Origin of the sequence: Micromonospora sp. NPDC049645, from assembly GCF_040675155.1 — a bacterium.
Classification (GTDB): domain Bacteria; phylum Actinomycetota; class Actinomycetes; order Mycobacteriales; family Micromonosporaceae; genus Micromonospora.
The window spans coordinates 195818-213974 of record NZ_JBFAOI010000008.1; the positions used below are offsets into that span (position 1 = coordinate 195818).

Here is an 18157-nt window from a genome sequence, read left to right on the forward strand (position 1 = left end):
TCAGGCCGCGGCGAGGATTCGGGGTAGGGCGGCGAGGGCGCGGTCGATGTCCGCGTCGTTGAGGCCCAGGTGGGTGACCAGGCGGGCGGTGCGGGGGCCGAGCACCGAGATCAGCACGCCCTCGGCCCGCGCGGCGGCGGCCAGGGCACGCGCGTCCAGGGTGTGCTTGGTGAGGTCCAGTGCGACCAGGTTGGTACGGACCGTGGTGGCCAACACGCCGAACGGCGCGACCGCCTCGGCGAGCCGAGCCGCCCTGGCGTGGTCGTCGGCCAGCCGCTCGACGTGGTGCGCGAGCGCGTACCGACCGGCGGCGGCGAGAACGCCGGCCTGGCGCATGCCACCGCCCATCCGCTTACGGATCATCCGGGCCCGTTCGATCTTCTCCGCGCTGCCCACCACCAGCGAACCCACCGGCGCGCCGAGCCCCTTGGAGAGGCACACCGACAGCGTGTCGAAGAGCCGGCCGTACTCGATCAGCGGCACCCCGTCGGCGACGTGCGCGTGCCAGATCCGGGCGCCGTCGCAGTGCAACGCGACACCCGCCTCGTCGGCGATCCCGCGCAGATCCCGCAGCGTCGCCAGCGGAATCACTCCGCCACCGCCGCGGTTGTGGGTCTGCTCGACGGCGATCGCGCGGGTGGGGACGGCGAAGTAGCCGTCCGGCCGGATCATCCCGGCCACGACCTCCGGGTCGATGTCCGCGCCGACGGCGGGCCAGGTCCGCGAGGAGATCCCGCCGTACGCGGCCGCGGCACCAATTTCGTACGTGACCACGTGCGCGTCGGCGTCGCAGAGCAACTCGTCGCCGGGCGAGACCAGCAGTTGCAGGGCGATCTGGTTCGCCATCGACCCGCTCGGGGCGAACAGCGCAGCCTCGTGCCCGAAGAGCGTGGCGACCTCCGCCTCCAGCGCGTTGACGGTCGGGTCCTCGCCGTAGACGTCGTCACCGACCTCGGCGGTGGCCATCGCCTCGCGCATCCCGGCGGTGGGTCGGGTCACCGTGTCGGAGCGCAGGTCCACGAACAGGTCAGTCACTGTCATCCTCTCGGCTGGCATGCTTTCGGCTGGCGGCTGCGGGTCGCGCAGGCTCAGCCGCTGTCATCCCTTCGGCTGGCGACCACGGGGGCGCGCGAGCGCACTCCGCGCGTCAGCCACGGAGCATCTCCGCTACCAGGAACGCCAACTCCAGCGACTGCTGGGTGTTCAGTCGCGGGTCGCAGGCGGTTTCGTACCGGTCGGGCAGGTCGAGATCCTCGATGCCCTGGGCGCCGCCGAGGCACTCGGTGACGTCCTCGCCGGTCAACTCGACGTGCAGGCCGCCGGGGTGGGTGTCCAGCCCGCGGTGCACCTCGAAGTAGCCGAGCACCTCGTCGACGATCCGGTCGAAGTGCCGGGTCTTGTAGCCGTTTGACGACTCGTGCGTGTTGCCGTGCATCGGGTCGCACTGCCAGACCACCTTCGCGCCGGCGGCGGTGACCTTGGCGACGATCGGCGGCAGGGCGTCGCGCACCCGGTGGTTGCCCATCCGGCTGATCAGGGTGAGCCGGCCGGGGATGTTGTCCGGGTTGAGCTTCTCGCACAGCTCGATCGCCTCGTCCGGGGAGGTCGTCGGGCCGAGCTTGACCCCGATCGGGTTGGCGATCCGGGAGATGAAGTCGATGTGCGCGCCGTCGATCTGTCGGGTGCGCTCGCCGATCCAGAGGAAGTGCCCGGAGAGCCCGTACGCCCGACGGTCGGAGACCCGGGTGAGCGCCCGGTCGTACTCCAGGGCGAGAGCCTCGTGGGAGCAGTAGAGCGTGACGGTGCGCAGCGCCTCGTCGTCGGTCATCCCGCAGGCCCGGATGAAGGCCAGGGCCCGGTCGATCTCCCGGGCGATCGCCTCGTAGCGCTCCCCGGCCGGGGAGTTCTTCACGAAGCCCTTGTTCCAGTCGTGCACGGCGTGCAGGTCGGCGAGCCCACCGGCGAGGTACGCCCGGAGCATGTTCATCGCCGCCGCCGAGTTGGCGTACGCGCGGATCATGCGCTGCGGGTCGGCGACCCGGGCGGTCGGGTCGGCCTCCAGCGAATTGATCATGTCACCGCGGTAGGCGGGCAGGCCGCGGGCGTCGGTGGGCAGCGACCGGGGCTTGGTGTACTGCCCGGCGACCCGGGCCACCTTGACCACCGGCAGCGACGCGCCATAGGTGAGCACGATCGCCATCTGGAGCAGGGTGCGGGCGTTGGCCAGCAGGTGGCTCTCGGTGTTGTCCACGAACGTCTCGGCGCAGTCGCCGCCCTGCAACAGGAACGCCTTGCCCTCGCAGACCAGGGCGAGCTTCTGCCGGAGCTGGTCCACCTCGTAGGGTGCGACGACCGAGGGCACGGTGTCGAGGACCTTGCAGACCTCGGCCACCGCGGCGGGGTCGGACCACGGAGGGACCTGCTCGCGGGGCAGCTCCCGCCACCGGTCCAGGCCGAGCGCGGCGTCCTCGGCGGAGTCGACGGTCGGTCGGCTGGTCTGCAGGCCCGGGCTGCCCACCGCGGGATGGCTCAGCTGATGCCACTCATGGCGCATGACAAGAAGCGTACGGCGACCGTCGGGATGCCTGGGCGGCGAGGGGGACGGTTCCGGCAGATGGGAGATCAATCCGCCGGACGCTGGTCAGGACGCGGGCGAGGGTACGAGACCGTCCGGCGTCGGGTTGGCGACCACGGCGCCGCCCGGCGCCTCCCCGGCGATGCACCAGTCACTTCCGTCCCGGGTGACGGTGAACACCAGCGGCCGGGCGACGGTGCGCTTGCCGATCGCGACCGAGACCGAGACGCTGACCTCCTGCCCGAGCGGACCGGACCGGATGTCGGTGATGGCCGCCTCGGGCACCTGGAAGTGATCGGCGAAGTCACCGTTGGGGCCGGTGGCGCCCAGGTCGAAGCCCTCGTGCAGCAGGGCGCAGAGCTGGCTGCGGCCGGCCGCCACGTCCTTGGCGGCCATCGCGTCGAGGTACGCCTGCACGCGCTCGCGGGAGCGGGCGGTGGCCTCCTCGGCGGGGGCGCGTGCCGGCTTCGCCGGTTCGTCGGTGTCCCCACCGCCGATCCCGCAGCCGACCAGGGCGATCGGGAGCAGCACCAGCCCGGCTGCGGTCGCCGCCAGCCTGCGGTAGGTCGGGCGCATGATCACCTCCGTCGACGGTGAGATCGAGACGTGCCGAGCCGCGAGTCTGCCACATCGGGCTGGCCGAACCCAACGGCGGCGGCCCGGCCGACGCTGGGCGTCGGCCGGGCCGCTGTGTCACGGGCGGGAAGGGACGGTGCGGGCCCCTTCCCGCCGTGTGGGTGGTGCGTCGGCCCTCGGCTCAGCCGAGACCGCCCTTGATGGCGCCGATCAGCTCGCCGTTGCTGGTGTCACCGGAGAGCTCCCAGAAGAACGCGCCACCGAGGCCCTGGTTGTTCGCGTACGTCATCTTGCCGTTGATGGTCGACGGGGTGTCGTAGCTCCACCAGTTGCTGCCGCACTTGGCGTACGCGGTGCCGGCGATCGTGCCGGTGGCCGGGCAGGTGTTCTTGAGGACCTTGTAGTCCTCGATGCCGGCCTCGTAGGTGCCCGGCGCCGCGCCGGTGGCACTACCACCCGGAGCGGCCTGGGTGACACCGGTCCAGCCCCGACCGTAGAAGCCGATGCCGAGCAGCAGCTTGTTGGCCGGAACGCCCTTGCTCTTGAGCTTCTGGATCGCCGCGTCGGAGTTGAAGCCCTGCTGCGGGATGCCGGTGTACGAGGTGAGCGGCGAGTGCGGCGCCGTCGGGCCCTGGGCGTTGAAGGCGCCGAAGTAGTCGTACGTCATCGGCATCAGCCAGTTGAGGTTACCGATGGCACCGGCATAGTCGGTGGCGTCGATCTTGCCGCCGTTGCTGCCGTCCGCGGTGATGGCGGCGGTGACCAGGGCGCTGGATCCGAACCTGGACCGCAACGCGCTGATCACGTTCTTGAACGCGTTCGGGCCGCTGGTGTCACAGGTCAGACCGCAGGCGTTGGGGTACTCCCAGTCGACGTCGATGCCGTCGAAGACGTCCGCCCAGCGCGGGTCCTCGACCAGGTTGTAGCAGCTCTCGGCGAACGCGGCCGGGTTCTGCGCGGCCTGGGTGAAGCCACCGGACCAGGTCCAGCCACCGAACGACCAGATCACCTTGAGGTGCGGGTTCATCTGCTTGAGCTTGCGCAGCTGGTTGAAGCTGCCGCGCAGCGGCTGGTCCCACGTGTCGGCGACGCCGTCCACGCTGTCCGCCGCGGTGTACGCCTTCTCGTAGTCGGCGTAGCTGTCACCGATGGCGCAACGACCGCCGGTGGTGTTGCCGAAGGCGTACAGGATGTGGGTCAGCTTGGCGGCCGAGCCGCTGGTCTGGATGTTCTTGACGTGGTAGTTGCGCCCGTAGACGCCCCACTCGGCGAAGTAGCCGACGACCTTCTTGCCACCCGGGTTCGGCGGGTTGGTGGTCGGCGGTGGCGTGGTGGGCGGAGGGGTGGTGGGCGGCGTCGTCGTGGGTGGGGTGGTGGTCGGCGGAGTCGTGGTCGGCGGGGTGGTTCCGCCGCCGCAGGCGGCACCGTTGATGGTGCAGTTCAGCGGCGCCTTGTAGGCGCCGCTGCCGTTGTAGCCCCAGCTGAACGAGGCGCCGGGGGCGATGCCGCCGGCCCAGCTCTTCTTGACCGCGACGTAGTGGTTGCCGCTGCTGGTGACGTCGGCGTCCCACGCGCTGCTGATGGTGGTGCCCGACGGCAGGTCGAACTCGATGCGCCAGGTGGTGACCGTGGCGCTGGAACCGTTGGTGACGGTCACCCTCGTCTCGTGACCGGTCCCCCAGTCCTGCGCCTTGGTGAAGGTGGTGGTGACCGTGCCGGCGCCGAACGCGGTGGTCACCGGCACCGCTGCGACGGTCACGGCGACCACGGCACCGGCCCAGAGGGCCCGGCGGAGCGATCTTTTCATGAGGCGTCTCCCGAACTGTTAGGAAACTTTCCAAAAGAGTTGGTGAGACGGTACTCACAGCGTTATCAGTTCGTCAAGATGCGCATGTTTCGATTTCTCCTGGTGCACGGAGTGCGTACGCTGCGCCCACCCCGGCCCCGGCCCGGGATGGCGCGTAACCTCGGGCCATGACCGTCTTCGACATCCCGATCGACGCCCTCGACGGCGGCCCCGCCGACCTGACCCGCTACCGCGGCAAGGCACTGCTGGTCGTCAACGTGGCCTCCCGCTGCGGCCTCACCCCCCAGTACGCCGGCCTCCAGACCCTCGCGGACTCGTACGCCGACCGGGGCCTCGTGGTGCTCGGGGTGCCGTGCAACCAGTTCGCCGGGCAGGAGCCGGGCAGCGCCGCCGAGATCAGCGACTTCTGCCAGGTCAACTACGGGGTCACCTTCCCGCTGACCGAGAAGGTCGACGTCAACGGCCCCGACCGGCACCCGCTCTACGCCGCACTCGTGAACACCCCGGACGCGGACGGGCACACCGGTGACGTGCGCTGGAACTTCGAGAAGTTCCTGGTGGCCCCGGACGGCTCGGTCGCCGCCCGTTTCGCCCCCACGGTCGAGCCCAGCTCCGACAACCTCCGCGCCGCCATCGAAAAAACCCTCCCCACCCCCGCCTAAACCACCCCCACCCCACCCGCCCTCGCCCCGCCCCGCCCCGCCCCGCCCTCGCCCTCGCCCTCGTCGATCATGGACTTGTGGTGGGTGACCTAAGGCCATTTGACGGATCTATCCCCCACCACAACTCCATGATCGACCGGCTCAGGGCCGGGGCGGGAGGGCTGGCTGGACGGGCCAACCCGGACGGACCGCTCGTCACCGGAGAGTGGCAGGTCACCGGAGAGACGGTCGGCGACCACCGTGAGCAGTACGTTGGGCGGGACGTGCTCGCGGCGCAACCGGGCAGCGCCGGGGACGGCGAAGGTCGCGAGGTCCTCGACGCGACGGAGGCGCTCCGCGCAGCCGCCGGGCGGCGGTGACCGACATTACCCACCAAGCTGGTCGGGAATGCGTCGTGGGTGGACGGAGTTGGGAACGGGCATGACAACTGTGGGACTGATCGGCAGCGGCAACATCGGTGGCACCGTGGCCCGGCTGGCCGTCGACGCCGGCTACGACGTGGTGCTGAGCAACTCGCGCGGCCCGGAGACCCTCACCGACCTGGTGGAGAGCCTGGGCGCGCATGCCAGCGCCGGCACCACGCAGGACGCGGCGCAGGTGGGTGACCTGGTGGTGGTCAGTGTGCCGCTGAAGGCGTACCGCGCGGTGCCGGTGCAACCGCTGGCCGGCAAGGTCGTCATCGACACCAACAACTACTACCCGCAGCGCGATGGCACCTTCCCCGAGCTGGACTCGGGCGAGACCACCAGCAGCGAGCTGCTCCAGCGACACCTGCCGGAGTCGCGGGTGGTCAAGGTCTTCAACAACATCTACTTCAAGGGCCTGGCCGCGCTGCACCGACCGTCCGGTGCCGCCGACCGCAGCGCTCTCGCGATCGCCGGTGACGACGCCGCCGCGAAGGCCGAGGTGACCGCCTTCCTGGACCGGATCGGGTACGACGCGGTGGACGTCGGCCCGCTGGCCGAGGGGTGGCGCTACCAGCCGGACAGCCCGGCGTACGGCACTCTCTACTCCGCCAGCCCGACCGACTGGGAGCACCCGGCCCCGGCCGACGCGGAGAAGTTGCGCGCCGCCCTGGCCTCCGCCACCCGCTGAGCCCTCCCGCCGCGCTCCCCGTGATCGCCCAATCGGGTGGTCGCGGGGAGTGCGGCGTGAGGATCACCGCCTCCCTGCGCGCTGCGCGGCAACTCGAACGGGCGGCGCGCAGGCACGTAACGACCGGGACGGGCACAAGAAACACCGCTTCGGGCAACTTGCGTCACAGTCTCGTACACGAGACTCTGTTCTCTGGGTTGCCGCCCGCTCACCGAACGTGCCTTCGGAGGCGACATGCACACGCTCCGTACCGTGCCCCGCCGGCTGCTGGCCGGCTCCGGCGCGCTCCTGCTCAGCACCGCCCTCGCCGCCGCCGCGATCCCGGTGCCGGCCGGTGCCGCGACCGGCGCGGACACGGTCGGATACGTCCGGCTCGCGCACCTCTCCCCGGACACCCCGGCGGTGGACGTCTACCTCGCCGCACCGGACGCCACCGAGCCGCAGGTGTTCCCCGGGGTGGGCTACGGCGTGGTCTCCGACTACCTGGAGCTGCCTCCGGGCCGGTACGCGGTGGCCATGCGCGAGGCGGGCGCCCCCGCCAGCGATCCTCCGGTGCTCACCACCGAGGTCGCGGTGACCAGCGGCGACGCCTACACGGTGGCCGGGGTCGGTCGGCACGCGGACCTCGGCCTGCGGGTGCTCAACGACGATCTCAGCGCCCCCAGCGCCGGTCGTGCGAAGGTCCGGGTCGTGCAGGCGTCCGTGCGGACTCCGGTGCTCGACGTGGCCGCCGCCGACGGCCCGGTGCTCGCCGCCGGGGTGCAGTTCGCCACCACGACCGAATACCAGCAGGTCGAGCCGGGCAGTTGGCGGCTCAAGCTGACGGGTGCGAGCGGGCCGAGCACCGACGCCGAGGTGCGGCTCACCGGTGGGGCGGTCTACTCGCTGCTGGTGCTCGACGCGAAGCAGGGCGGGCTCACCACCGAGCTGCGTCGCGACGCCGAGGGCGGCACCGTCGTCCCGGCCGGCGGGGTGGACACCGGAGCCGGTGGCACCGCGGGCGGCGGGTTCGACGCGTACCCCCTGGTTGCCGGCGCCCTGGCCGCGGCGGCCGGCGCGGTGGCCCTGGTGCTCTGGCGTCGGCGGCGGCGCACCACCTGGTGAGCGCCGGGCCGGACCCGTCGATCCGGCGGCATCGGGACCGCCGGATGCCGCTGGCCGCGGTGGTCGCGGCCGGCGCGGCGGTCTGCCTGGCCGCCGGCACCGGCGTCGGGCTGGCCACCACCGGCCCACCGCCGCCGGTGGCCAGGTGGCACCCCGGCTGCGCCGACGCCTGTCCGTCGGTGGCCGCCGCGCCCGCGCCGCAGGGTCCACCCACCCGGGTACGCGTACCGCGCATCGGCGTCGACTCGCCGCTCACCGTGCTGGGCCTGGACCGCGCCGGCGCGCTGATCCCGCCGACCGACTTCCACACCGCTGGCTGGTACGGCGGCGGCCCGGCCCCGGGCGACACCGGCCCCGCCGTGCTCGCCGGGCACCTGGACTCACGGCGCGGCCCGGCGGTCTTCGCCCGCCTCGGCGAGCTACGACCCGGCGACCAGGTGGAGGTGTGGCGCGGCGGGCAGCGGCTGTCGTTCCGGGTGACCGGGTCGCTGCGTACCCGCAAGGACCGATTTCCGACGGCCGTCGTCTACGGGCCGACGCCCAACGCGGAGCTGCGCCTGGTCACCTGCGGGGGTGACTTCGACCGGCGCCGGGGCCACTACGTCGACAACGTGGTGGTGTTCGCGGTCACCGACGCCCCCGGGCCGGTCCTGCCGACGTCCGCGGCGGGCTGAGGGGTTTGATCCACTCGGGTTGCAGGAAATCGCGGCATCCGACGCAAGCGGACACCGCAGTTTCCATGAAACCGAGTGGATCAATGGGGACTGCGGTGCGGGAAGGGGGCGACGGCGCGAGTGGGCTGGGTCAGAGGGGGCGGCGGCCGGCGAAACCGCACTCGGCCCGGTGGTACCAGCGCACGTCGGAGTCGCCCTCCAGCCAGCACCAGAGCACGGCGCGGCCGGCTCGCTCGCCGGGAAAGTCGAGCAGCACCGGGGCGATGCCCTTGACCTGGATGTCGTGCTGGTGCAGCTCGTCGACGACGGCGTGCAGCCGGGCCTCCAGCGCCTTCACCTCGGCCAGCCCGCCGAGCGCGCTGACGCCGTGGTCGGCCAGGTCGGCGCGCAACTCGGCCAGGTCGGCCCGGACCCGGATCAACTCGTTGACACGCGGCTGCAGGGTGGCCACCAGGTGCCGGGCCTGGGCAAGTGTGAACACCGGGCCAGTATGCGGCACGCACCGCCCCGTGACGTGCCCCGAACGCTCAGTCGGCCTGCGCCGCCAGCTCGCGGGCTCGGTCGCGGGCAGCCTCCAACGCGGCCAGCAGCGCCGCCCGTACGCCGTGCTTCTCCAGCTCACGAATCGCGGAGATGGTGGTGCCGGCCGGCGAGGTGACCGCCTCGCGCAGCTTGACCGGGTGCTCACCGGAGTCGCGCAGCATCACCGCCGACCCGATCGCGGTCTGCACGATCAACTCGTGCGCCACCTGGCGGGGCAGCCCGAGCAGGATCCCCGCGTCGATCATGGCTTCGACCAGCAGGTAGAAGTAGGCCGGGCCGGAGCCGGAGAGCGCGGTGACCGCGTCCTGCTGCGACTCGGGCACCCGGATCGTCTGGCCCAGCGGCTTGAACATCTCCTCGGCCAGGGTCAGGTGCGCCCCGGTGGCGTACGCGCCGGCGGAGATCGCGGTCATCGCCTCGTCGACCAGCGCCGGGGTGTTGGTCATCACCCGCACCACCGGGGTGCCCTCGGGCAGCCGGCGGCTGAAGAAGCTGGTGGGCAGACCGGCGCAGAGCGAGATGACGAGCTTGTCGGCCGGCACCTTGGGGCCGATCTCGTCCAGCAACGCGGCGGCGTCCTGCGGTTTCACCGAGACCGCGAGCACCGCCGCCTCGTCCACCGCGGTCAGGTTGTCGACCACCCGTACGCCGTAGCGGGCGGTCAGCTCCTCCGCGCGGGCGGGTCGGCGGGCGGTGGCCAGTAGCCGGTCCACCGGCCATCCCGAGCGCAGCAGCCCGGAGAGCATCAGCTCACCGATCTTGCCCGCGCCGATCACCGCGACCGTGTGCACCCCGGCTGACATGTCGACCCGTACCCCCTCGCCCTGGGTCGCGGCGCGGCGGACCCGCAGGCCCGCCGCGCCGTCGACCGTCGATCAGCTGCCGAAGAAGACCTCGGCCTCGGCGTACCGCTCCAGCGGCACGGTCTTCAGCTCGCGGGTGGCCTCCGCGAGGGGCACCCGGACGATGTCGGTGCTCTGCATCGCGACCATCTTGCCCCAGTCGCCGTCGTTGACGGCGTCGATGGCCTGCAGGCCCAGGCGGGTGGCGAGCACCCGGTCGAAGGCGGTCGGGGTGCCACCGCGCTGGATGTGGCCCAGCACGACGGTGCGGGCCTCCTTGCCGGTCTTGGCCTCCAGCTGCTCGGCGAGCCACTGGCCGATGCCGCCGAGGCGGACGTGGCCGAACGAGTCGAGCTCCTGGTTGGCGAGGACCATCTGGCCGTCGAGCGGCTGGGCGCCCTCGGCGACCACGACGATCGGCGCGTACTGGTGCTGGAAGCGCTTCTCGACGTAGCCGGCCACCTGGTCGACGTCGAACTGCCGCTCGGGCAGCAGGATCACGTTGGCGCCGCCGGCCAGGCCGGCGTGCAGGGCGATCCAGCCGGCGTGCCGGCCCATCACCTCGACGACCAGGGTGCGGTGGTGGCTCTCCGCGGTGGTGTGCAGGCGGTCGATGGCCTCCATCGCGATGTTGACCGCGGTGTCGAAGCCGAAGGTGTAGTCGGTGGCGCCGAGGTCGTTGTCGATCGTCTTCGGCACGCCGACGACGTGTACGCCCAGCTCGTAGAGCTTGGTGGCCACGCCGAGGGTGTCCTCGCCGCCGATCGCGATCAGGGCGTCCACGCCCTGCGCGGCGAGGTTGTCCTTGATCCGCTCGACGCCGTTCTCGATCTTGAACGGGTTGGTCCGGGACGAGCCGAGGATGGTGCCGCCGCGGGGCAGGATGCCGCGGACGTCGGCGATACCCAGGGGCCGGGACAGACCCTCGAGCGGGCCCTTCCAGCCGTCCCGGAAGCCCACGAACTCGTGACCGTAAGTGGCGACGCCCTTGCGGACCACCGCCCGGATGACCGCGTTGAGACCGGGGCAGTCGCCGCCGCCGGTGAGCACGCCGATACGCATGATCCGCTCATCCTCCTGGAGCATCAGGTAAAGCCCGATATGCCCCAGGATATGTGTCAGGTCAGACCATCGGCGCCGTTGCCGGCCCGGGGCGGGCCGTCACTGCGCACTGTAGTCGGCCCGCCGGTACGGCGACAGCGCGCCCCGGGCACCCGCCCCCGGTCAGTAGGTCACCTCGTGGTTCTCGCCGACCTTCGGCGGCCGGCCGGTGACCGCGGCCTTCGCGTAGCCGAGCAGGTTCACCACCGTGCTGCTCGGCGAGTCCCAGTACTCGGCGGAGCTGGTGTGCACCTTGATCAGCGTGACGCCGGGGGTGTCCAGCCCGTCGGGGAACCACGCCTTGAGCAGCGGGCTCCACAGCTGCTCGGCCCTGACCCGGTCGAAGCCCTCGGTGGCGGTGCCGGAGATCGACACCCACGCGTGGTGACCCTGGTCGGAGAAGGCGACGTTGACCTCCGGGTTGACCCGGATCTGGCGGACCTTGGCCGAGTCCGCGTAGGCGAAGAACCACAGGTCGCCGTCGAACTCGGCCTCCTGGAGCCCCATCGGGCGGCTCACCAGCCGCCCGTCCAGAGCGGTGGTGGTGAGCATGCAGATCCGCGCGGCCCGGGCCAGCTCGGTGACCCGGGCGCGTGCCTGCGCGGCGCTGGTCGGCTGGTCGCTCATGGCAATCTCCCTCGGCTCGGCTGGTCGAACCGTTGCCCGGGACAGAACCGGTCAAACCTACGGCGGTACGGCCACCCTCAGCGGGTGGTCATCGCCCGCCACCGGGCCAGGTTGTGTCGGGCATCGACCAGAGCATCGTGCCGGGCCGCGTCCGCGTCCGGCAGGGGCGGCCTGCCCCGATCGTCCCAGAGCTGCCGCAGTTCCTTGGTGTACCGGGGTATCTCCCGGGGCAGCGCCGGCATCGCCCCCCACAGCTGGGCGAGCACCACATGGTCGTACGCGGCGAACCAGGCCCACAGCTCCAGCTGCTCGCCCGGCCGGTCCCGGATCGGCTCGACGAGGAAGTCGTACAGGTCGTCGCGGATGCGCTCCCGCGACCGCCAGGCCCGGTCCGCCGGGGAGGGCAACTTGTCCAGCACGTTGCGGCGGACCCAGGGCACGGCGCGGGAGTCGTCGAACTCGGTGGAGACCGCGTAGAACTCGCGGCCGTACTCGTCGACGACACCGATCGAGACGAGGTCGACGGTCGTGCCGTCCTCGATGAATTCGCAGTCGTAGAAGTAGCGGTAGACCATTCCGGCCATCTTCGCCCACCCCCGGGCGACCGTTCCCGGCGGGGCCCGCAGCGAACGCGGGCCGAACCGCATCGACCCCTCCGAAAACGGTACGCCGCTGCTGGTGACGGTCACGGAAGTGCTTCGAGGGGTGTACAGCAAGCGACCGGACCGTCATGATCTGATGTGTACCGCTACCGGACGCCGAATCGGTGTCAGTTCACCTTGTCGGGGCCCATCAGGTTCGCCCGGTGAGCGAGTTGTGGTCCATGGGGAGGGGTTGGGCCGTGGAGGTTCGCCTGCCAGAGCCGGGTGACGCGCTCACGGGTGTGGAGATGTTCGCTGGGCTGGAGCCCGAGGTGCGGCAGCGCGTCATCGCCGCCGCCGTTCCGCGTACCTACCGCAAGGGCCAGCTGCTCTTCGTGGAGAACGACCCCGGTGAGTCGCTGATCGTGCTGCGCCGGGGCGCGGTGGCCGTGTTCCGCACCGCACCCACCGGCGAACGGGCCGTGCTGTCGGTTATCCGTCCGCCGGACGTGCTCGGCGAGGTCTCCCTGCTCGACGCGTCCACCCGGTCCGCCTCGGCGGAGGCCATCGAGGACTGCGCGGCGCTCGCGCTCTCCCGGGGGGCGTTCATGGAGCTGGTGCACTCCAACCCGCGCATCCTGGACGCGGTGATGCGCTCGCTGGGCGGGCTGATCCGCCGGCTCACCGAGCAGAACGCCGACCACGTCTTCCTCGACCTGCCCGGTCGGGTGGCCAAGACGCTGGTCCGGCTGGCCGGCGAGAGCCAGGCGCCGATGATCACGATCGAGCTCAACCAGAGTCAGCTGGCCGAGATGGCCGGTGGTTCCCGGCAGAGCGTCAACCAGGCGATCGGCTCGTTCGCGAGTCGTGGCTGGCTGCGCACCGAGGGCCGCCGGATCGTGGTGACCGACGTGGCCGCGCTGCGCCGCCGCGCCGGCATGGCCGACCGCTGACCGATCGACCCGCCCCGGGTTCGTCGTCGACCAGAGCTATGTGGACGCCCGTCACCCGCCGCCGGCCACCGTCCCCGCCCGCACCCACGACTGACGCCGGCCGCCACGCGCAGCCGGCGTCAACGATGTCGCACACCAAACGGGTGCGGTCGGCGGGCCCGCCGGCCCGCCAGCCGCACCCGGGGCGATCAGTTCTTCGTGGTGTCGGCCGGCGGCGCGCCCGGCCCCGGGCCGATCTTCTTCGGGTCGGTCGGCTTACCGGCCGTGGACGTGCTCGACGAGGTGGTCGTGGTCTCCCCCGACCCGCCCGACTGGCCCTCAGGCTCTTCCACCATGCCCTGCTCCTCCAGTTCGGCGAGAGTGACCGCATCGACGTCGATCGTGTCCCCCGGAGCCCACAGCGTGCCACCCGGGTCGGTCCACGAGGTGGACAGTCGTACCTGCACGGCACTCTCCCTGACATGAAACTTCCTGGTACGGAACACTAACCCCGACCGATCGATGGCGTTGCCCGTCCGCACGTCGGGTACCCGACTGGTAAGGCCGGACGCGATACTGACCTCTTTCGCCCACGGAGCTGAACATCGACCTCAAGTGTGGACACTGCGCACGCGCGGCCGGGCCGGACGACCGCTTCTGCGGCGGGTGCGGCCAGCCGCTCACGGTGAACTGCGCGCACTGCGGACACGCCAACAGCACCGAGGTCAACTTCTGCACCAGCTGCGGCCAACCGCTGCGGGACCACGTCGCCGTGGTGCAGGAGGACCGGCGTCAGGTCAGCGTGCTCTTCGTCGACATCGTGGACTTCACCCGGTACGCCGAGCGGGCCGACCCGGAGCAGGCCCGCAGTCTCCAGCAGACCTACTTCGCCACGGTGCGCCGGATCGTGCACCAGTACGGCGGGGTGGTCGAGAAGTACATCGGCGACGCGGCCATGGCGTTGTTCGGCGCGCCGGTGGCCACCGACAACGACGCGTTGCGGTGTGTCCGCGCCGGCCTGGAGCTGCAACGCAACCTGGCCCGTCAGCCCGCCGGCCCGCAGCCGCCGCTCGGCTTCCGGGTCGGCATCGCGACCGGCGAGGCCCTGGTCGACCTCTCGGCCACCCGGGACGGCGGGCAGGCCTTCGTCACCGGGGACGTGGTCAACACGGCCTCCCGGTTGCAGTCGTTCGCCCCGCCGGGCGGTGTCGTCGTCGACGAGAGCACCTGGTCGGCCACCCGGCACGAGATGGAGTACGCCGACCAACCACCGGTCACCCTGCGCGGCCGGTCCGCGGTGAGCCGGATCTGGCTGGCCGTGCAGGTCCGGCCCCATCGGGACCCGCGCGCCGCCGAGCTGACCCCGATGGTGGACCGCGAGCACGAGCGCGGCCTGCTGGTCAACGCGCTGCACCGGATGGTGACCGAGCGAACCTCCCAGTTGGTCACGGTGTTCGGCCCGGCCGGCGTCGGCAAGAGCCGGCTGCTGCGCGAGCTGGCCCGCCACGCCGGCAGCCTGCCCGGCCCGCCGATCACCTGGCTCGTCGGCCAGTGCCCCCCGTTCGGCGAGAACGTCACCTGGGCCGCCTTGTCGGACATCGTGAAGACCTGGGTGGGCGTGCCGGAGGTCGACGACCCGGCCGCGCTGCGCGAGCGGCTGCGGGCCCGTCTCGGGCAGCTCGCCGACCCGCACGCGACCCGGTTGACCGAGGCGCTCGGTCCGCTGATCGGCGTACCGGGCGAACGGCTCACGCCCGGCGAGACCGAGGCGGCCTGGCGGCGGTTCCTGCTCGCCCTGGCCGCCACCGGCCCGACCGTGTTGGCCTTCGAGGACATGCACTGGGCGGACCAGGCGATGCTGGCCTTCGTCGAGCAGTTGGGCGCGACGGCGCGCGGCGTACCCCTGCTGGTCGTCGCGACCGCCCGCCCGGAGCTGCGGGAGCGGCACCCGGCGTGGACCGGCACGATCAGCGGCGCGATGTCCATCTCGGTGCCGCCGATGCACGACACCGACATCGACACGCTGTACTCGCTGCTCCTCGGGCAGGCCACGCTGCCCACCGGCTCGCGTACCCCGCTGATCGAGTTCGCCGACGGCAACCCGCTCTACGCCCAGGAGTACGCCCGGATGCTGCTGGACGGCGGCCTGCTCGACGCGGTCGGTTCGGCTCCCCGCCTCGGCTTCGACGCCGCCGCGGAGATGCCCCGGACGGTGCAGGCGGTCATCGCCAACCGGCTCGATCTGTTGGACCCGGCCGACCGGGCGGTGCTCCAGGCCGCCGCGGTGGTCGGCGTGCAGTTCTGGGCCGCGCCGGTGGCGACGGCGCTGGGGCGACCGGTGGAGTGGGTGGAGCGCGCGCTGGACCGGCTGCAACGTCGTGACCTGGTGTACGAGCAGAGCACGTCGACGATGCCCGGGCAGTCCGAGTACCGCTTCCGGCACATCCTGGTCCGGGACGTCTGCTACCAGCGGCTGCCCCGGGCCGAGCGGGTGCTGCGCCACCAACGCACCGCCGACTGGATGGCGCAGCTCACCGACGGCCGGCAGTACGACCTGGCCGAGGTGCTGGCCAACCACCGCTGGGCGGCACACGAGATCGCCCGGACCGTCGGGCTGGACACCGCCCCGTACGCCCCGGCGGCGCGGGCCGCGCTGCACCGGGCGGCCCGCCGGGCGTACGAGCTGCACGCGTTGGACACCGCCGCCGCGCTGGTCGGCCGGGCGCTGGCCCTGGACGTCGGGCCGGACGCGGCGCTGGAGCTGTTCGACGCCGAGCTGGCGTTCTATCGGGACGGGGACGCCTTCCTGGTGGCGGGGGGCACCGACACCCTCGCCCAGCTGGCCGAGCGGCTCACCAGCGGCGGCGACCGGACGGGTGCGGCGCGGGCCTGGACGCTGCTCGCCACCGCCGCGTGGAGTCGGGCCGACCGTTCGGCGACCCTGCGCTGCCTGGACCAGGCGATCGGCATCTACAGCGACCTACCGGACAGCCAGGAGAAGGCGGGCGCCCTGCTGGAGCTGGCCCGGGTGCACATGCTGAACGCGGAGACCGACCCGGCGTGCACCGCGGCCCGGGCGGCGGCGTCGCTCGCCGAGCGGCTGCAGCTGCGGGAGGTCCAGGCCAACGCCCGGATCACCCTCGCGGTCGCCCGCTACCTGGCCGGCTCCGCCTCGGCGTTCCCGGAGCTGGCCGAGGTCACCGAGCACTGCCGGGTGGAGCGGCTGACCAGTCGACGCCGGGCGGTGCAGAACCTGGCCTGGGCGTTGCAGGAGGAGGGCGACCTGGCCGGCTCGGCCCGGTTGGTCGACGAGCAGCTCACCCTCGACCTGGGCGGCGAGCACAGCCTGGCCACCAGCTTCGCCGACCAGTGGGCGCGGTCGTACTACGCGGGCGACTGGACGGCCGCGCTGGCGATGGCGGCGGAGTCCACCCGGCGGCCGACCGCGGAGTGGGATCTGCACATCGTGGCCGTCTCCGGGTGGATGCGCGGGCTGTCCGGAGCCGGGACGGCCGGGTTGGCGGGGCCGGACGGGAGCGCGGGGCCGGGTGCGGACCTGGTCGAGCAGGCGCTGGTCGCGGCGCGGCGCAGCGGGTTCCACCGGGTGTTGCGCTCCACGCTGGCGCACGCCGCCCTGTGCCGCGCGGTGCAGGGCCGCCGGGACGAGGCGATGGCGCTGCTCACCGAGCTGGACGAGGACTGGCGGCGGACCCGGATGATCCCGTTCGCGGAGTGGGTGCCGGCCGTCGGGCACGTCGCCGGAGTGCTCGGCGCGGACGCGGCCCGGCTGGTCCGGGACCTGCTCGACCGGGCGCCCCGGATGACCCCGTGGGCTCGCGCCGCCGGTCAGGTCGCCGACGCCACGCTGGCCCGGCACGACGGCGACGCCTCGACGGCCGCGGAGCTGCTGCGCTCGGCGGCGGCGAGTTACGCCCGGCTGGCCGACGTGACCGACGAGATCATCACGCTGGCGCTGGCGATCGGCCCGCTGGCCGAGACCGACCCACCCGCCGCCGCGGCGACCCGCGCCCGCCTGCACGAGTTCGCCACCCGCCACCACGCTCCCACCCTGCTGCACCTGCCCTGACCGGGCACCGCGCCGTCAGGTGGCTAGGCGGCCAGCGGCGCCGGAACCGGCTCCTTGAGCTTCTGGGCGTAGACGTCGACGTACTCCCGACCGGAGAGCTCCATCAACTCGTACATGATCTCGTCGGTGACCGCGCGCTCGACGAACCGGTCGCCGGCCAGCCCGGCGTAGCGGGAGAAGTCCAGCGGCGCCCCGAACCGGATCCGCACCCGGTCGATCTTGGGGATGAGCTTGCCGGGAGGCTGGATCTCGTCGGCGTTGAGCATCGCCACCGGCACCACCACCGCGCCACTCTCCAGAGCGAGTCGGGCCACGCCGGTCTTACCCCGGTAGAGCCGCCCGTCCGGGGAGCGGGTGCCCTCGGGGTAGATGCCGGCCACTCCCCCGGCGCGCAGCACCTGCAACTGGGTGTCCAGGGCGGCGCGGGCGGCCCGGCCACCGGAGCGGTCCACCGGGATCGTGCCGGTGCCGACGAAGAACATCTTGGTCAACCAGCCCTTGATCCCCTTGCCGGTGAAGTATTCGGCCTTGGCGACGAAGGTGACCCTCCGAGCGGTGATCAACGGCGTGAAGATCGAGTCGGAGAAGGAGAGGTGGTTGCTCGCCAGGATCACCGGACCGGTCGCCGGCACGTTGCGCAGGCCCTCCACCTGCGGGCGGAAGATCAGCTTGAGCAGCGGACCGAGGAGAACGTACTTCAGCAGCCAGTAGAGCACCGGCGTCCTTTCCGTGGTGTGCCGGCGACAGCGCCAGCCGTCGTCGCCGACGAGCCTACGAAGCGCGCGCTGTCACCACAACGGACGAAAGCCGCAGCCGACAACCCCCGCCCACCGTCGGAGCGGATCGGCCACGGTCGGCTAAGCGGCGCCCGACGGGTCGGACGAGCCGGCTGTCAACGACCACCGAGATCGCACTCGTCGCGCAAGAACGGACAAAGGAGGCCCGCCGCGA

General features: G+C 72.2%; 18 protein-coding genes. 7 read left to right on the plus strand and 11 right to left on the minus strand.

Annotated features, from left to right (window positions below):
• From AB0J33_RS19855 to AB0J33_RS19870, 4 genes are all read right to left on the minus strand, one after another.
• Positions 1–1041 (minus strand): GntG family PLP-dependent aldolase, encoded by a 1041-nt coding sequence (locus AB0J33_RS19855; RefSeq protein WP_363615473.1) that lies wholly within the window; start codon positions 1039–1041, stop codon positions 1–3.
• A 106-nt stretch (positions 1042–1147) separates the two neighbouring features.
• On the minus strand, positions 1148–2554 hold the full coding sequence (locus AB0J33_RS19860) for a class II 3-deoxy-7-phosphoheptulonate synthase (protein WP_363615474.1): 1407 nt from the start codon (positions 2552–2554) through the stop codon (positions 1148–1150).
• Positions 2555–2641: 87 nt separating this feature from the next.
• A complete protein-coding gene (locus AB0J33_RS19865) occupies positions 2642–3151 on the minus strand; it encodes a nuclear transport factor 2 family protein (RefSeq protein WP_363615475.1) in 510 nt (169 codons plus the stop codon).
• Positions 3152–3332: 181 nt separating this feature from the next.
• A complete protein-coding gene (locus AB0J33_RS19870) occupies positions 3333–4958 on the minus strand; it encodes a glycosyl hydrolase family 18 protein (protein ID WP_363615476.1) in 1626 nt (541 codons plus the stop codon).
• A gap of 167 nt (positions 4959–5125) precedes the next feature.
• Here AB0J33_RS19870 and AB0J33_RS19875 point away from each other — a divergent pair, with 167 nt between their 5' ends.
• The 5 genes from AB0J33_RS19875 (at position 5126) to AB0J33_RS19895 (ending at position 8493) form a co-directional block, all read left to right on the plus strand.
• A complete protein-coding gene (locus AB0J33_RS19875; protein ID WP_363615477.1) occupies positions 5126–5620 on the plus strand; it encodes a glutathione peroxidase in 495 nt (164 codons plus the stop codon).
• A 128-nt stretch (positions 5621–5748) separates the two neighbouring features.
• Positions 5749–5979 (plus strand): hypothetical protein, encoded by a 231-nt coding sequence (locus AB0J33_RS19880; protein ID WP_363615478.1) that lies wholly within the window; start codon positions 5749–5751, stop codon positions 5977–5979.
• A gap of 61 nt (positions 5980–6040) precedes the next feature.
• Complete coding sequence (locus AB0J33_RS19885; RefSeq protein WP_363615479.1) at positions 6041–6715, plus strand: NADPH-dependent F420 reductase; 675 nt, start codon at positions 6041–6043, stop codon at positions 6713–6715.
• 234 nt (positions 6716–6949) lie between these two features.
• Complete coding sequence (locus tag AB0J33_RS19890; RefSeq protein WP_363615480.1) at positions 6950–7819, plus strand: DUF4397 domain-containing protein; 870 nt, start codon at positions 6950–6952, stop codon at positions 7817–7819.
• Entirely contained in the window at positions 7816–8493 is a 678-nt protein-coding gene (locus tag AB0J33_RS19895; protein ID WP_363615481.1) for a class F sortase, read from the plus strand. The genes AB0J33_RS19890 and AB0J33_RS19895 overlap by 4 nt, the downstream gene beginning before the upstream one ends.
• A gap of 130 nt (positions 8494–8623) precedes the next feature.
• Here the strand turns inward: AB0J33_RS19895 and AB0J33_RS19900 are convergent, their stop codons facing one another.
• From AB0J33_RS19900 to AB0J33_RS19920, 5 genes are all read right to left on the minus strand, one after another.
• Positions 8624–8974 (minus strand): DUF2203 domain-containing protein, encoded by a 351-nt coding sequence (locus AB0J33_RS19900; RefSeq protein ID WP_279518144.1) that lies wholly within the window; start codon positions 8972–8974, stop codon positions 8624–8626.
• A gap of 46 nt (positions 8975–9020) precedes the next feature.
• Positions 9021–9839 (minus strand): pyrroline-5-carboxylate reductase, encoded by an 819-nt coding sequence (gene proC / locus AB0J33_RS19905; protein ID WP_363615482.1) that lies wholly within the window; start codon positions 9837–9839, stop codon positions 9021–9023.
• Positions 9840–9911: 72 nt separating this feature from the next.
• Entirely contained in the window at positions 9912–10940 is a 1029-nt protein-coding gene (locus AB0J33_RS19910; RefSeq protein WP_110564192.1) for a 6-phosphofructokinase, read from the minus strand.
• 162 nt (positions 10941–11102) lie between these two features.
• The gene (locus tag AB0J33_RS19915; protein WP_363615483.1) at positions 11103–11606 is read right to left on the minus strand and encodes a pyridoxamine 5'-phosphate oxidase family protein; all 504 of its coding nucleotides are present in this window, start codon (positions 11604–11606) and stop codon (positions 11103–11105) included.
• 77 nt (positions 11607–11683) lie between these two features.
• Entirely contained in the window at positions 11684–12181 is a 498-nt protein-coding gene (locus AB0J33_RS19920; protein ID WP_363615572.1) for a polyadenylate-specific 3'-exoribonuclease AS, read from the minus strand.
• 266 nt (positions 12182–12447) lie between these two features.
• Between AB0J33_RS19920 and AB0J33_RS19925 the strand changes: the two genes are divergently transcribed.
• The gene (locus AB0J33_RS19925) at positions 12448–13140 is read left to right on the plus strand and encodes a Crp/Fnr family transcriptional regulator (RefSeq protein ID WP_091407574.1); all 693 of its coding nucleotides are present in this window, start codon (positions 12448–12450) and stop codon (positions 13138–13140) included.
• 188 nt (positions 13141–13328) lie between these two features.
• On the opposite strand, the gene AB0J33_RS19930 is transcribed toward AB0J33_RS19925, so the two are convergent.
• Complete coding sequence (locus AB0J33_RS19930) at positions 13329–13586, minus strand: hypothetical protein (protein WP_363615484.1); 258 nt, start codon at positions 13584–13586, stop codon at positions 13329–13331.
• 137 nt (positions 13587–13723) lie between these two features.
• Here AB0J33_RS19930 and AB0J33_RS19935 point away from each other — a divergent pair, with 137 nt between their 5' ends.
• Positions 13724–17206 (plus strand): adenylate/guanylate cyclase domain-containing protein, encoded by a 3483-nt coding sequence (locus AB0J33_RS19935; RefSeq protein ID WP_363615573.1) that lies wholly within the window; start codon positions 13724–13726, stop codon positions 17204–17206.
• Positions 17207–17229: 23 nt separating this feature from the next.
• Here AB0J33_RS19935 and AB0J33_RS19940 read toward each other — a convergent pair whose 3' ends face one another.
• Positions 17230–17922, minus strand: a complete 693-nt coding sequence (locus AB0J33_RS19940; protein WP_363615485.1) for a lysophospholipid acyltransferase family protein — start codon at positions 17920–17922, stop codon at positions 17230–17232.
• Between the last annotated feature and the right edge of the window lie 235 nt (positions 17923–18157).

What these genes read in the sequence shown, in the direction of transcription:
- AB0J33_RS19855 (WP_363615473.1), bottom strand. Translation starts at nt 1,041, where the DNA reads ATGACAGTGACTGACCTGTTCGTGGACCTGCGCTCCGACACGGTGACC.
- AB0J33_RS19860 (WP_363615474.1), bottom strand. Translation starts at nt 2,554, where the DNA reads ATGCGCCATGAGTGGCATCAGCTGAGCCATCCCGCGGTGGGCAGCCCG.
- AB0J33_RS19865 (WP_363615475.1), bottom strand. Translation starts at nt 3,151, where the DNA reads ATGCGCCCGACCTACCGCAGGCTGGCGGCGACCGCAGCCGGGCTGGTG.
- AB0J33_RS19870 (WP_363615476.1), bottom strand. Translation starts at nt 4,958, where the DNA reads ATGAAAAGATCGCTCCGCCGGGCCCTCTGGGCCGGTGCCGTGGTCGCC.
- AB0J33_RS19875 (WP_363615477.1), top strand. Translation starts at nt 5,126, where the DNA reads ATGACCGTCTTCGACATCCCGATCGACGCCCTCGACGGCGGCCCCGCC.
- AB0J33_RS19880 (WP_363615478.1), top strand. Translation starts at nt 5,749, where the DNA reads ATGATCGACCGGCTCAGGGCCGGGGCGGGAGGGCTGGCTGGACGGGCC.
- AB0J33_RS19885 (WP_363615479.1), top strand. Translation starts at nt 6,041, where the DNA reads ATGACAACTGTGGGACTGATCGGCAGCGGCAACATCGGTGGCACCGTG.
- AB0J33_RS19890 (WP_363615480.1), top strand. Translation starts at nt 6,950, where the DNA reads ATGCACACGCTCCGTACCGTGCCCCGCCGGCTGCTGGCCGGCTCCGGC.
- proC (WP_363615482.1), bottom strand. Translation starts at nt 9,839, where the DNA reads ATGTCAGCCGGGGTGCACACGGTCGCGGTGATCGGCGCGGGCAAGATC.
- AB0J33_RS19910 (WP_110564192.1), bottom strand. Translation starts at nt 10,940, where the DNA reads ATGCGTATCGGCGTGCTCACCGGCGGCGGCGACTGCCCCGGTCTCAAC.
- AB0J33_RS19915 (WP_363615483.1), bottom strand. Translation starts at nt 11,606, where the DNA reads ATGAGCGACCAGCCGACCAGCGCCGCGCAGGCACGCGCCCGGGTCACC.
- AB0J33_RS19920 (WP_363615572.1), bottom strand. Translation starts at nt 12,181, where the DNA reads ATGGTCTACCGCTACTTCTACGACTGCGAATTCATCGAGGACGGCACG.